The organism is Tumebacillus sp. BK434, assembly GCF_004340785.1.
Taxonomy (GTDB): Bacteria; Bacillota; Bacilli; order Tumebacillales; family Tumebacillaceae; genus Tumebacillus_A.
Genome location: NZ_SLXS01000003.1, coordinates 168,137 through 182,052 on the forward strand (window position 1 = coordinate 168,137; position 13,916 = coordinate 182,052).

Genomic DNA, 13,916 nt, shown 5'->3' on the forward strand with positions numbered 1-13,916 from the left:
TTTTTTGTGCGATCTTGTAACTTTTGCTCCAATCATTTCGACTACTTGGCAGAAACGAAAACGAAAAGGAAGGAGGGGCTCGGTTGGAAGAAGAGATTCAGGAGATCTACCGACTGCATTTTGAAGATGTTTATCACTTTCTGCTCTATTTCACAGGGGATGTCAACGATGCGGAAGATTTGACGCAAGAGGTGTTTTTGCGGCTGCTCAAGTCGCTGCAGACGTTCGACCACCGCTCGACGCTGAAAACGTGGATCTTGTCGGTCGCCAAGCATGTCGCCCTCGATCACTACCGCAAGAAACGGCTCACCTCGTGGTTCCCCGATCTGTTGCTGCACCGGCTGCAAGCACAAGACGGACTGCCGGAGGAACTGCTGTCCACGAAAGAGGAGCGCCGCGAGTTGATGCAGGCGATCACCCGGCTCAAGCCTGCCTACCGCTCGGTGATCATTTTGCGGGCGATCAAGGAACTGAGCATCAAAGAGACGGCCGAGATCCTCGGCTGCAAAGAATCGAAAGTCAAAGTCGATTACCACCGCGCGCTGAAGCTCCTGCAGCAAACTCTCAGCACGACGCCTGAAGGAGGGCTGCACTGTGTACCGGAATGAAGAAGAGCTTGTCCAAGAGCTGCAGCAACTCGCCCATGCCAAGCCCCGCGCCGAGTTCGCCCGCGCGTTGGAAGCTCGTTTGCGCAAGGAGGCACCGGCGCGGAAACGGCCTCGCTATCGTCTGATCGGCGGCGTCGCGGTCGCGATGCTGGCTCTCACGCTCACCGCCACAATGAGCAGCATGTTTGAAGTGCGCGGTACGCCGGCACCCGACGCCCACACCGGGCTGATCGCGTATACCGTCTCGCAAAATCAGCAGAATGTGCTTCATTTGGCCGACCCCCAGACCCTGCAAACGAAGAAGACGATCGACCTCGGCAAGATCGCCAGCACCAAAATTTTTGAAGCTCCCGACGGCCGGCTGTGGATTCCGCTGAACCGATTTGGGTCGCACACCGAAAGAACGGTTGTGGTGGTCGATCCAACGAACGGCAGCAAACAAACGCTGTCCTTCGATCAAGCGCCTGACTCCGTCTTTTTCCAAGGGGATACCGCCTACATCGTCTCCTTGACCAAGCCGAGGACGATCTTAATCTATCAAGTGAAAAAAGATATGGAGCCGAAACTGGTGAAATCAGTCCCGATAAACGGCACCATCGTCGAACCTGCTTACTACAACGCACAGTTTCGATTTACCGTCCTAAATTCGGAGATTCAAACGCTGATCGTTCCGCTGGCCGGCGAGCCGATCTATCTGTCGCTCGACGCCAAAGAGGTACCGATTCCACATGTGCTGACGACCGATCAGAATGTGCTGATGCTCCTGCAAGACGGCACCCAATCCAAACTGGCCGAATACGCAATCCCGTCGATGGAGCGGCTCGGACTGATCGATCTGCATGCTGTCGACAAGCCCTTGGAGATCTCCCACTATGAACAGAAAGCATCGGTGCCCGATCAGCAAAAAATGGCGTTCATCGGCATCCCCAAAGGCCAGGACCGCACGTACGTGATGATCTACGACACGGTCACCGGCGACCTCGTGCGCAGTTTCCCGACCCAACACTCTGCCACGAGCCTGAAATACGACAAAGACAGCAACCGCTGGTATGTGATGTCCAAAGACACGGTGGAAGTCTTTACGTTCGAAGGACAGCCTGTCGCGACATTGCAGACAGACGGACTCCTCTCCAACTTTGTGCTCAACTAAACTCAACTAAATAAAGCAGAAGACCACCGGCCGCAATGGGACGGGTGGTCTTCTGCTACATTTGCTTCCACACGATAAAGGCGAGGAAGATCATGCCCATGGTGATCCAGTAGGAGAGTTTCACCCATTCCTGCTTCTCAAGAGACAGGCGCTCCAGCGTCACCTCATGCACAGGCTGGCCGATCTTGGGCTCGTTTTTCAGGTAGATGCGCTCCCAGTTCGGCAGGTGGCGGTAGAGAACGCCCGTCACCATCGCAAACAGGGCGATCTGCTCGGACAGCACCTGCGGAGTGAAGAGGAACACCAGCAAGGCGCCGACGATAACGAGGGTGGTTGCGATGACGATATAACGGATGAGCAAGAGCAATATCACATAGCTCACCACCACGATCAGCAAAGGCACCGGATGCAGGAACAGCAGCGCCCCGCCGGCCGTCGCCAGCGCTTTGCCGCCGCGAAACTTGGTGTACAGGGAAAACACGTGCCCGAGCACCGCCCCCGCTGCCGTCCAGAAAGCGAGCGTCTGATCGCCCGTCACCAGACCGGTCAGCATCGTCGGCACGAAGCCTTTCAGCAAGTCGAGCAGAAGCACCACTCCGGCCGCACGCTTGCCAAACAGGGTCAACGTGTTGGTCGCGCCAGGATTGCCGCTGCCCTCTGTAAAGATGTTAGCGCCTTTGCGCTTACCCAGCAAAAATGCAAATGGCGTCGATCCCACAAGATAGCCAAACAAAAGAGCGATCACAACCGATACGATCATCAAAGGTTATCACCTCAAAACAGACTATGTACAAGATTGCAAAAAATGAGCGGATGCAAAAGGATACGCGCACAGGCATACGCCCTTCCGCTCGAGCATGACCGTTGTCACCGATCGCGCCCTCGATTCGCCAGCGTTACGCCTGCAAATGCCCGATACGTTTTGAATCGCGTGGGCAAGCAGACGGGGACTGCGCGTTTACCGCAGCCCCATCTCCTGCATCACCTTGACCACGCGGTCGGGATAGTCGCTGCAGATGCCGTCGACGCCCCATTCGAGCAGTCGGCGGATGTCCGCCTCCTCATTGATCGTCCAAACGTGGACTTTTACTCCGTGCTCATGCGCGATCCGCAGCATCTTCGGCGTCACCACGCGCACGCCGAAGCCTTGCTCCGGCACTTGAAAGGCATCGACCGGCGGTTTGTAAAACTTGTGCAGCCCGCTGCGCCAGTAACAGACGAACTCCACCATCTCCCGCGTGTTCGCCCCCGTCGCGATGCGCTTCGAGGCCAGCTTGCGAAACCGCTTCATCGTGCTCGTGTGAAACGACGCGATCAGCACGCGGTCCTCCGCTCTGCACTTCTTGATCGTTTCGACCAGCGCCAGTTCCATCGGCGGCGTGGTCTGCTTGATGTCCATGTTGATGCGCATTCCCGGAAACGCGGTCAGCACTTCTTCCAAGGTCGGGATGGTCACGCCTTTTCCCCGGTACGGAAACGTCTTGCCCCCGTCCGGCGTGAACTTGTACCCGAAATCGATCTCCTTCAGTTCGGCCAGCGTCTTTTGTTTGATGAACCCGCTGCCGTCGGTCAGCCGGTTCACCGTGTCGTCATGGCTGACCACCACATGCCCGTCCCGCGTCATGTGCACGTCCGTCTCAAACGCATCGGCGCCCATCTCCACGGCGAGGGCAAACGCCTCCAGCGTGTTCGACGGCGCATAGGCGGATGCGCCTTGATGCGCGAGCACCATCGGCCGCGGCAGATCCAAATAAGGTTTGACCCCCATATCTCTCCCCCAACTCTCCTACTTCTTGTGTTCGGTGATCCCCAGCGCGTCAAAGATCAGCTGGCGGCGCGCCGCAAACGCTGCTTCGGACAGCACCGGCTCGAGGTCGGTATCGACGATCGGCTGCTGCAGCGTGATCCACGACTTGCACCCGAGATACCCCTCCGCTACCGGGATCGTCTTCGGCACGGTCAGTTTGTAAGCCCGCACCGTCAGGATATGCAGCGGCTTGTCGTTTCTCCATTGCAAGCGTTCTGCGGCATAATCATGGGTCATGATGTGAAACGGATCCAGCCGTTTCAAGTCTTGTTCGGCCAGCACCGTGATATCATCGACCACATGCGCCGCATGGGTGATCACCACCTCTTGGGGCGGCACGGTGACGCCTTGCATCGTCGCCTCCACCCGCGCCTGATACTGCGGTTTGATCAGTTGCGATCTCTGATGCTCATAGGTCGGGTAGAGATAAAACGAAGTCTCCTCCAGGCGGAACTCCCGCGTCTCCTCCGTGATCCCGCCTTTGCGGATCAGCACCAGCTGCTCCCCTTTCGCGATCGCATCGATGCAGACCGCCCATTCCTTCAAGGCTACCTCTTTGATCGGCAAATGCGGGCTGTGCAGCTCCAGCGAAAACGAACGCAATCCGATACCCATCGACCATCACTCCTCCTGTTCCCTCGTCTTGTTTTCATCTGCTTTTCCCCGGCGGCGGGAGATCGTCCGCCAGACCAGCGGCGTCACAAACGAGACGACGACCACGGCCAGAATCCAGAAGCGATACGGATACAGCACCTTTTCCAGATGGTGCAGCTGGTTGCTGAACAGATGACCGAGCAACAAGAACGTCACCGTCCAAAACAGCGCACCGAGGTAGGCGAACGGCGCGAAAATGCGAAATTTCATCTGGCCGAACCCGGCAGACAATGCGGTCAGATGACGCAGCCCCGGCACAAAATAGCCAAAAAACAGGGCAAGCCCCCCGTAGCGTTCCATATAGTGTTCCACACGAAGCAGTCTCTCTTCCGTCAAATGCAAAAAGCGTCCGAAGCGCGCCACCACTTCTTTGCCTAACAGCCGCCCCAGCAGAAACGACAGCGTGATCCCCACGACGCTCCCCAAAAACGCGGCCGCAAGCGCCCCGGCGAAATGCATGCGCCCCTGCGAAATCTGATATCCCGCAAACGTCAGCAGCGCCTCATCGGGCAGCGGCAGGCCGACGATGCCCAGCACCAGCAGACCGAACAACCCCCAGTACCCGTACTGGTCGAGCAAATTCATCATTCCATGATCGATCATCCTCACCCCATCCCAAAAGAACTGCTTTTCAGCAGATGATTCTGTGTTATAGTGTTACTAAACTTTCGTGACTCGAAGGAGATGAGTCGGTCCTATGAAACTATCGGAGAGTCTCCCTCGCTGGTCAACGCCGATCTGGGCGTTGCAACTGACCATTTTTTTCTCAAATCTAGGCTTCTTTATGATCGTACCACTGCTGGGCACACATTTCACGGATAATTTGGGATTGACCGCCACGGTGGCCGGCACGATGCTCGGTGCCCGGATTCTGGCACAGCAAAGCTCGATGCTGTTCGGCGGGTATCTCGCCGACCGCTTCGGCTACCGCGAGATGATGCTGCTCGGATCGCTGCTGCGGGCGCTCGGCTTTGCGCTGTTCGGGCTGCTGACAAGCGTGCCGGGCATCCTGCTCGCCTCGCTGTTCGCAGGCGCGGGCGGCGCTCTGATCTTTCCGGCCAACCAAGCTGCGTTCGTCGCCCTCTCCGCGCCGGAAAAGCGCAAAGAGCTGTTCGACTGGCGCAACATCATCGGCAATGCCGGGATGACGCTGGGCCCGGTCGTCGGGGTGCTCTTGATCTCGTTCGAATTCCAGATCGTGAGCTATGTATCCGCACTGGTGTTTCTGATCTTAGGTCTGATCTCGTATATTCTGGTGCCGAAGCTCAAGCCGGAAGCGCAAGCCCGGCAGAGCCTCTTGAAAAATGTGCGCACGATCATGCACAACCGCACCTTCCTTTGGCTCCTGTTCTGGATGATGGGCCTGAACATGCTGTTCCAGCAGCTCTATATGACGATTCCTTATATCGCCAAAGCCAACGGGCAGAGCAGCCTCGTCTTCTGGCTGTTCACCCTCGTCTCGCTGCAAGTGATCTTCCTGCAGTTGCCGATTTCGAAGTGGCTGGCCAAGCGCAACTGGTCACAGCTGCAGATCATCGCCTTTGGCGTGCTGATCAACGGGCTGGGCTTCGCCCCGCTGATGTTCGATGTCAGCCTCTGGTCGCTCGTCATCGTCACCACCGGCATCGCGCTCGGACAGTTGATCGTCAACCCGACGTTCCAAGTGTTCACGACGGAGATCGCCGAGAAAGCGCTCGTCGCGTCCTACTTCGGATTCTCCGGCCTGTCGCTGGCGATCGGCGGTTCGTTTGGCAACACGTTTGGCGGCTTCCTGCTCGATCTCGCCGCCAAGACCGGCCTGCCGTGGCTACCCTGGTTTACGCTGACCATGATCGGCGTGGTCTGCGCGCTGGGCATTCGCCAGACGGCAACCCGCCAAACAAAAGTGCCGGTTCACTCAGGAATCAGCGTGTCGAACCAGACACCAGCCAAGTAGACCAACAGCACAGACACGACGGAGAGAACGATGACCCAGACAAACTGGCGCATTTCGGCTCCTCCTTTCGTAGTAGCAAGAGAAAAAGCATGCAGAGCTTCTGCATGCTTTTTTAGCGTTCCCACTTTTTAGTTTGCCACACTCTCCAGAGCCGGACCTGCGATCAGCTTGGACTCGACGCCGTTTTCGCCCCACTCTTTGATCAAGGTGTCGGCCGTCTCTTGCGCCAGCGGATACACTTGGATCACAGTCAGCATATCGATCATCGCCTTTTGCTCGTTTTTGCGAGCGCGGGACAGCACATCGGCAATCAGATCCATCTCATCCGGCAACAGGCCGTTTTCAGCGGCGCGGATGTTGATCACCGTTTCGCCGAATGCGACTTGGTACACGTTGTCCTGCTCCGACGGCATCGGAAACTCGCGGCCTTTGAAGCGGTTGGACAACGTCATCTTTTGAACCGGATTGAGCTTGGTGCGCTTGAGCGCAGATTTGAAATCGAACATTTCCACAGTCATGAATATAGCCTCCAACAAAGCGTAGTAGAACCAGTATACCGAATATCTTGCAATTTTTTAAGAGACTGTTGGCTCAAAAGGGAGCCAGATCGAAACGATTGTGCCATGGTCGACGGCGCTTTCCACTTCCATGTCGCCGCCGTGCGCTTCGATGATCGATTTGGCGTTAGACAGCCCGAGCCCGGTGCCGCGGCTTTTCGTCGTGTAAAACGGCTCAAAGACGTCGGCGAGGCGATCTTCCGGAATCCCCTGCCCGGTGTCGGAGATGACGATCTGCACGAACTCCGGCTCCGCTTCGTCGCGGCGCACCCGCACGTCGATCGTGCCGCCGCTTGGCGTGGCGTCGATCGCGTTGTTCAGCAGATTTAAAAACACTTGCTGCAGCTGGTCGCAGTCGGCAATGATCGGACCGATCTCTTCATAGTGTTCGACCAAATGCAGATTTCCTTGCAAAAAGGACGTTTGCATCAGATTGCAGGTGTCGCGCAGCGTCTCGACGATGTAGCAGGACCCAAAGGAAGGCGTTTGCGGCTTGGAGATATTTAAAAAGTGGTTGACAAGATCTTCAATTCTACGCAACTCGGAGAGGATCATTTTCCCTTTTTTCTCCGATTTTTCGGAAAATTCTTCCTGTTTTAGCATGAGCTGCATCGCCAGCTTGATCACCGCCACCGGGTTGCGAATCTCGTGGGCGATCTGGGCGGCAAACTTGCCCATCGTGGACAGGCGTTCCCCCTGCTTGCTGCTCCGTTCGAGGCGGACGAACTTCGTCATGTCGCGGCCAACGAGCAGCAAGGTCGACGTGGCGTTCGTGTCATCTTCGATCCAGTGCGCGTCCCAGAAGATGTGATGGATGTCGCCTGTGGAGGATTTGACCTCTTCGACAAAGTCGGTCAGCTGCTTACGCCCCTGCAACGCGACGAGCGCGGCGCTTTTTTCGCAGAACATCTCCTGCAGGAGCTGCGGCGCATCGTCCTTTTGGACAAGCAGGCTTTTCGCGGCCTCGTTCAAGTGAATGATCGTGCCGTCCTCAGCGGTGACGAGGATCAGGTTGTTCGAAGTCTCGGCGATCTTCTCCTGCAGGAGCAGGGTGCGGTAGTGTTCCGACTTTAAGATCATCGCCTTGTCGATGGCATGGCCGATCGACAGGACGGTGCCGAGCATATACGGGCTGTGCTCTCGTTTATAGGCGGCGATGGCGAGCCCGCCGACGAGGTTGCCCTGCGGATCGTGCAGCGGCGTGGCGGCGCAGGACATGCCGTGAAGTTCCTGGTTGTAATGCTGGTCTCCGACCATGTGCACCGGGCGGTCTTCCGCCAGCGCCGTGCCTAACGCATTGGCGCCGTACACGTTTTCATGCCAGCTCATCCCCGGGGTGGTGTGGTGCTGCAGCAGTTTGTCCGGCAGGCGTTCACCGCGCGTGGCGAGCAGATAGCCGTCCGCATCGCAGATCGCGACGATGCATTCGCTCTCCACGGTGCTGTACAGCTGATCAACGTAAGGGAGCGCGGACTCGAGCAGCAGCCGGTTGCTGTAGATGCGCGCCGACAGCTCCTGCGCCCCCAGCGGGGTGAGTTCAGGAAGCTTTTCCGGGTCTACCCCATATGCTCTCGACCGTTTCCATGCTTCGGCATAGACGTTCGATTGGTTGTATGCTCTCCTCATGAATGACTCCTTCCTGGCCGCGTGACATCCTCACAGACGTTTCGTATTGCCTTATTATAGAGCAACGCACGAAAAGAATCCATGTCTTGAGCGGCAAGCAGAGCGGTGCAGCCCGGCCGGATCAAGACTGCAAAAAGGTTTTCCGCCCTTAGTGCCGAAGTTGTAAGGAGATGTACAGGTACTGGAGGAAGCGCATGAAGTTAGAAAGACACCGACCTGATTTTGTGCTGTTCGTTGTGGTCATTTTGTTGGCGTTGTTTGGTCTGATCTGCATTTACAGCGCCTCGCAGATGGTGGCGCTCGAAGAGACCGGCATGCAAAGCACCGACAAGTATTTTTTCAAGCAGCTGCAATGGGTGCTGCTCGGGATGCTGGTGATGCTGTTTACGATGAATGTGCAGTTTCTCAGATGGTTTAAGCTGTCCAAGCTGATGCTGCTCGGTTCGTACATCTTGCTGGCGCTGGTCTTTATGCCCGGCATCGGCGTTCACGTCGAAGGGGCGAATCGCTGGGTCAACCTCGGGGTGCAGTTTCAGCCGTCCGACCTGGCGATGCTGGCGATCATCATCCACATCGCGGCACTCTTGTCCAAGAAGCAGGACCGCATCCAAGATCCGAAAGCTTCGTATTGGCCGCCGATGATCCTGATCGGCATCGGCTTTTTGCTGATCATTCTCGAGCCGGACATGGACACCGCCGTCACGTTTGCGCTCTGTCCGTTTGTGATCATGTTTGCGGCGGGCATCCCGTGGAAATATGTGCGCAACACGATCATCGTCGGGCTGGTCGCGCTCGTGCCACTCGCCTTGATGAGCTACCGCGGCGACCGCGTCGCGACTTACCTCAACCCGTTTGCAGGGGGCGTCAACGATGGCAACCTGCAGATCGTGCAGTCCCTGTTCGCGATCGCGACGGGCGGCTGGACCGGGCGGGGTCTCGGGCACTCGATCGAAAAATTTTCCTACCTGCCGATGCCGCACACCGACTTTATCTTCGCGATCTTGTCGGAGGAGTGGGGCTTTATCGGCGGACTGGTACTGGTCGCCTTGTACGCCGTGCTGATCTGGCGCGGGATCTACATCGCGCTGCGCGTGCCGAACCGCTTCGCTTCGCTGGTCGCGATCGGCTTGACAACGCTGATCGGTTTCGCCGTGTTTTTGAACATCGGCTCCGTGTCGGGGCTCTTGCCTGTCATCGGCGTGCCGCTGCCGTTTATCTCGTATGGCGGCACCTCGCTGCTGGTCAAAATGTTCTCGATGGGCATACTGCTGAACATTTCGCGGTATACTGCGCAGGTTCCGCTAAAAGAGGATGCGCCGCGAACGCGGGCCGACTCGAACGTCGCACCGCTTCGCCCGACGCGTTTTGATGCGTAAAGGAAGGTGTCAACCATGCAAGTGTATGTACAGGATCTCGGTCACGATGTGTCGCTGATCGACCTGATGGAACAAGGGGAGCGCGGGCGCTCGGCGTGCTATGTAGTGCGCGGCGCGAAGCTCGCGATCATCGAGACGGGCTCTTCACTGTCCGCCCCGTACATTCTGGCCGGGCTGAAGGAGCTCGGCGTGGCGCCGGAGCAGGTGGAGTATGTGATCGTCACTCACATCCATCTCGACCATTCCGGCGGCGTCGGCTACATCCTGCCCCATTTCCCCAATGCGACAGTTGTCGCGCACCCGCGCGCGGGCCGGCACCTGATCGACCCCTCCCGCCTGATCGAAGGCGCGAAGGCGGTCTACGGCGCCGATGAGTTGGCCCGCCTGTACGGAGAGATTCTGCCCGTTCCGGCCGAGCGGGTGCTGATCCGCGACGAAGGCGAGCAACTCGACCTCGGCAACGGGCACCTGCTCACCTTTTATGACACGCCGGGTCATGCGAAACACCACTTCTCGATCCACGACCCGGCCGCACGGGCGATCTTCTCCGGCGACACGGTGGGCGTGCGCTATGTGCAGGCGCTGACCGGGTGGGATTTCGAATGCATCTATCCCTCGACGTCCCCGACCGATTTTGACCGCGAGGCGGTGATGAACTCGGTCGCCAAGCTGGAGCGATTGCCCGATGTTGACCGCATCTTCCACACCCACTTCGGCCCGACCGCCCCGGCGTCTGTCGCCTTCGCGCGCACCCGCCAGACGGTGGCCGACTTCGACCGCCTGTCCCGCGACCTGTTCCGACCGGGGCTGGACTACCAGATCCTCGCCGAAGCGATCCGCGACTACATCCGCGCCGACCTGGCGAAAGAAGGTCACATCGTGCAGGAGCTTGGCGGGATCGAGTTCGATATCGAGCTGAATGCGAAAGGTATGCTGTATGTGTTGGAAAAGGAGCAGGCCGGTAAATAACGGAACGTGATATTTTCTGGTCGAATGGAGCTCGAAACAATAAAAAGAGAGTCGGCAGATCAACTGCCGACTCTCTTTTTTGCGAATGGAAACGTATGTCGTACCGGATACTGCGGCCCTTCAGGGCCAGCTGACACCGACTCGTACAAGTGCAGCGCCGTCACGTCCCACTCCGCCCCCTGCAGCAGGTCGGCCACGTCCGGCGGCTGCCAGTGCGGGTCGGTGGAGCGCAGGCGGCCGAGAGTGATGTGCGGGCGGAACTGGTCGTGGGCGAAACGGCCGGCGCCGAGCGTGTTCAAAGGCTCAGCCAGCACAGCGTACAGCGCCTGCAAAGGCGCCACGTCGCCGCTCACGCCGCACCAGACGACCTTGGCACGCGGGAACCAACCCGCGTGGTCAATGCGCAGCTGAAACGGCTGCTGCGCGGCCATGTGCGGCGTGACCAGCTCGATCACGCGCTGCACCTGCCCCGCGTCCAAGTCCCCGAGAAAATGTGTCGTGATGTGAAACTGCTCCGAGCGGTACCACTTCTTCACGTCGAGGAGCGGTTCCAGCCGCTCCTCCACCTTGATCAGCGTCCTCCCACACGGTTCCTGCGGCACTTCGAGGCCAAGAAAATACCGTCCCATGCACGAGATCCTCCCTGTGGCGAGAGATTTATCCGAAAATCTGCTCCGCGCGCGCCAGATCGTTGTTATCGTCCACTTCCACCCAGCGCAAGTCGCCGACGTCGACGACTTTCAGCTTCCAGCCTTCGCGGATCAGCTCTTGGAAAGCACGTTCATAGTATTCGTTCTCCTCGCCCTGTTCAACCAGCTTCGCGAGATGGTCGACGACGCCTTGCGCGTCCGCCGCGTTGATCTTGCACAGGCCGATCGATTCGCCCAAGCCCCGCTCGACGGAGATCTCCTTGGACAACTCGGTGACATAGCCGCTCGCATCGAGCACGAATTTCATCGCTTCTTCATCCAGCTTCATCTGCATGTCGACCGCGAGATGCGAGTCGGCCGCACCGGCCACGCGGCTCAAGATGCCGTCTTCCAGCAGCAGGTCGCCATCGGTCAGCACAAAGCCGTCCAGCAGGAAGTCTTTCGCGCAGAGGAGCGTGTAGCCGTTGTTCGTCACATCGTAACGCTCATTTTGCACGAGGCGCACCGGCAGCTCGTTCGTCTGCTGCCATTCGTTGACTGCAGCTTCGATCTGCGGATGACGATAGCCGGTGATCAGCACGACCTCCTGGAAGGCGTTTGTTGCCACCGCTTGCTTCAAGAAACGGTCGAGGATCGTCTGCCCGCCGACTTCGACGAGGCATTTCGGGCGATCATCGGTCAGCGGGCGCAAACGCGACCCGACACCTGCTACAAGAATTACCAATCTCATCTTCTACACTCCTTATTGAGTTACAGAGGCTGTGGTTGCCGTCATTTTAAAGCCGCGCTCCATCATGTCGAGGAACGACAGCACATGCTCTTCGCGGACATGGCCGATGTTGGCGATCTGGAACGCCTTGCCAAGGAACGGGCCTTTGCCGCGGTAGATGACATAGTTGTGTTGCTTCACCCAATCGTGGAACGCTTCCACGTCGATGTCTTCCGGGTAGTAGACGGTGGTCAAAACGCGGGACATCTCCGCTTCGTCGATCACGAAGGACAGGCTTAGCTTCTTCAGGCGGTTGCGCACGAGGCTGGCCAGATAGCCGTAGTGTTTCATCCGCGCCGCCACCGTATCCTGCAGCAGTTCATCGAGCGCCACTTCTAGCGCATAAAACAAGGAGACGGCCGGCGTGTTCGGCGTCTGGTAGGAGAGCGCTTCGAACTCGTAATGCTTGTACAGGTCGAGGTAGCGCGTGCGCGCCTTCTGCCCTTTCAGCGCCTGGAAGGCCGACTTTTTACCGCAGACGAACGCCAGACCCGGCAGCGAGGCCAGCGCTTTGTTCGCCGATGCGGTGCAGAACGTGATGTTCGCCGCTTCTACAGACAGAGCTTCTGCGCCGATCGAGGAGACCGCGTCGACGAGGAAGTCGACATTGTGCTTCTTCATCAGCGCGCCGATCTCGTTGATCGGGTTGAGCATCCCGCAGGAAGTCTCGTGGTGCACGACCATCAGCGCGTCATAAGCGCCGGTTGCGACCAGCTCCTCGACTTTTGCGAGGTCGATCTTGTTCGCCCAGCCAAACTCCAGCGACGTGTAATCGAGCTCATGGCAGCGTGCCAGGTCGATCAGGCGGTTGCCGAACTCGCCGTTGGAGAGGATGAGCAGCTTCTTGCCCGGACCGTAGGAAGAGAGCAGCGCTTCGTTCGCCGAGGTGCCGGAGCCGGTGATGATCACGTTGGTGTAGTCTTTGCCGGTCACGCCGTACGCTTGGTTCAGCTTGGCGCGGCAACGGGTGAGGATCTCGATAAACTCCGTCTCGCGGTGGCCGATGTCTGCGTGCAAGAGCGCCGATTTTACTTTTTTCGAGACCATGACCGGACCTGGGCAGAGCAGCACCTGCTCGGAGATCAGCGGGGTGACCGCATCACGCTTCTCCGTGAACAGGCGCACCGCCTGCAGATAGTCGGTGACAAAATCGATCTCGATCCACGAGCCTTCGACCAGCGTTTCCAGCGCAAACGGGAACTCCGCAGCGATCTCGTTCAGCGCCACTTCGTAGTACACATCCTGCGACACCTTGGTCAAGGCAGCAAAAAACGCTGCGCTGGCATCTGCAGACACGCGCGCGAGGCCGGCAAATTCGCCGAGCGCGTGCTCGTCATCGATCGTCTTACTCAGGAAGACCGCATCGCCTTGGCGGGAGACTTTCATCTCCTCCGGCGAAGAGATCGACTTCTCCTGATAGAGCAGGACGTTGCCGTCGAGCGCCGCCATTTTTTCAAACACATAGCCGTCTGCCACCACATCGCCGTCGAGCAGGTAGAACGATTCGCCGCTGACGAATTCCGCAGCGAGCAGGGCGGAGTACGCGGTCGAAGTGGCCTTGAACGCCGGGTTCTCGATCAGGTGGACGGCGCAGGGCGGGTTGGACGCCGCCAGATGTTCGCGGATCGCTTCCCCTTCATAGCCGATGACAACATAAACATCCTCCACACCGTGCTCCGCCAGTTGGCGGATCTGCCGGGAGAGGATGGTTTCCGAACCGATGGGCAACAGCGCTTTCGGCAACGTTTGAGTAATCGGAGCCAGACGTTCCCCGGCTCCTGCAGCTAAGATGACAGCTTTCATGCCAGAATCCC

General features: G+C 58.3%; 14 protein-coding genes. 5 read left to right on the forward strand and 9 right to left on the reverse strand.

Going from position 1 to position 13,916, the window contains the following annotated elements:
* Positions 1-83: 83 nt before the first annotated feature.
* Both EV586_RS09035 and EV586_RS09040 read left to right on the forward strand, forming a co-directional pair.
* Complete coding sequence (locus tag EV586_RS09035) at positions 84-608, forward strand: RNA polymerase sigma factor (RefSeq protein ID WP_132944771.1); 525 nt, start codon at positions 84-86, stop codon at positions 606-608.
* The gene (locus tag EV586_RS09040) at positions 595-1,758 is read left to right on the forward strand and encodes a hypothetical protein (protein WP_132944772.1); all 1,164 of its coding nucleotides are present in this window, start codon (positions 595-597) and stop codon (positions 1,756-1,758) included. The genes EV586_RS09035 and EV586_RS09040 overlap by 14 nt, the downstream gene beginning before the upstream one ends.
* A gap of 55 nt (positions 1,759-1,813) precedes the next feature.
* On the opposite strand, the gene plsY is transcribed toward EV586_RS09040, so the two are convergent.
* The 4 genes from plsY to EV586_RS09060 form a co-directional block, all read right to left on the reverse strand.
* A complete protein-coding gene (plsY, locus tag EV586_RS09045) occupies positions 1,814-2,518 on the reverse strand; it encodes a glycerol-3-phosphate 1-O-acyltransferase PlsY (protein ID WP_132944773.1) in 705 nt (234 codons plus the stop codon).
* Positions 2,519-2,716: 198 nt separating this feature from the next.
* Positions 2,717-3,526, reverse strand: a complete 810-nt coding sequence (locus EV586_RS09050; protein WP_132944774.1) for a glycerophosphodiester phosphodiesterase family protein — start codon at positions 3,524-3,526, stop codon at positions 2,717-2,719.
* 18 nt (positions 3,527-3,544) lie between these two features.
* Positions 3,545-4,180 carry a DUF1802 family protein gene (locus tag EV586_RS09055; RefSeq protein WP_132944775.1) on the reverse strand — a complete coding sequence of 212 codons (636 nt, stop codon included), beginning with the start codon at positions 4,178-4,180 and terminating at the stop codon, positions 3,545-3,547.
* Between the two features lie 6 nt (positions 4,181-4,186).
* Entirely contained in the window at positions 4,187-4,822 is a 636-nt protein-coding gene (locus tag EV586_RS09060; RefSeq protein ID WP_132944776.1) for a DedA family protein, read from the reverse strand.
* Positions 4,823-4,916: 94 nt separating this feature from the next.
* Between EV586_RS09060 and EV586_RS09065 the strand changes: the two genes are divergently transcribed.
* Entirely contained in the window at positions 4,917-6,155 is a 1,239-nt protein-coding gene (locus tag EV586_RS09065) for an MDR family MFS transporter (RefSeq protein WP_132944777.1), read from the forward strand.
* A gap of 128 nt (positions 6,156-6,283) precedes the next feature.
* Here the strand turns inward: EV586_RS09065 and EV586_RS09070 are convergent, their stop codons facing one another.
* Together EV586_RS09070 and EV586_RS09075 are read right to left on the reverse strand one after the other, a co-directional pair.
* Positions 6,284-6,673: a hypothetical protein gene (locus EV586_RS09070; RefSeq protein WP_132944778.1), complete on the reverse strand. Its 390-nt coding sequence runs from the start codon at positions 6,671-6,673 to the stop codon at positions 6,284-6,286.
* 57 nt (positions 6,674-6,730) lie between these two features.
* Positions 6,731-8,338, reverse strand: a complete 1,608-nt coding sequence (locus tag EV586_RS09075) for an ATP-binding protein (protein ID WP_132944779.1) — start codon at positions 8,336-8,338, stop codon at positions 6,731-6,733.
* A 194-nt stretch (positions 8,339-8,532) separates the two neighbouring features.
* Here EV586_RS09075 and ftsW point away from each other — a divergent pair, with 194 nt between their 5' ends.
* A complete protein-coding gene (gene ftsW / locus EV586_RS09080) occupies positions 8,533-9,714 on the forward strand; it encodes a putative lipid II flippase FtsW (RefSeq protein WP_132944780.1) in 1,182 nt (393 codons plus the stop codon).
* A 15-nt stretch (positions 9,715-9,729) separates the two neighbouring features.
* The gene (locus tag EV586_RS09085; protein ID WP_132944781.1) at positions 9,730-10,683 is read left to right on the forward strand and encodes an MBL fold metallo-hydrolase; all 954 of its coding nucleotides are present in this window, start codon (positions 9,730-9,732) and stop codon (positions 10,681-10,683) included.
* 59 nt (positions 10,684-10,742) lie between these two features.
* Here the strand turns inward: EV586_RS09085 and thpR are convergent, their stop codons facing one another.
* The 3 genes from thpR to EV586_RS09100 are packed head-to-tail and all read right to left on the reverse strand — an operon-like array spanning position 10,743 to position 13,905.
* A complete protein-coding gene (gene thpR / locus EV586_RS09090; RefSeq protein WP_132944782.1) occupies positions 10,743-11,312 on the reverse strand; it encodes an RNA 2',3'-cyclic phosphodiesterase in 570 nt (189 codons plus the stop codon).
* Positions 11,313-11,340: 28 nt separating this feature from the next.
* Positions 11,341-12,063, reverse strand: coding sequence for a phosphocholine cytidylyltransferase family protein (locus tag EV586_RS09095; protein ID WP_132944783.1), 723 nt, complete (start codon positions 12,061-12,063; stop codon positions 11,341-11,343).
* Positions 12,064-12,075: 12 nt separating this feature from the next.
* A complete protein-coding gene (locus EV586_RS09100) occupies positions 12,076-13,905 on the reverse strand; it encodes an aminotransferase class V-fold PLP-dependent enzyme (protein ID WP_132944784.1) in 1,830 nt (609 codons plus the stop codon).
* Positions 13,906-13,916 lie beyond the last annotated feature (11 nt).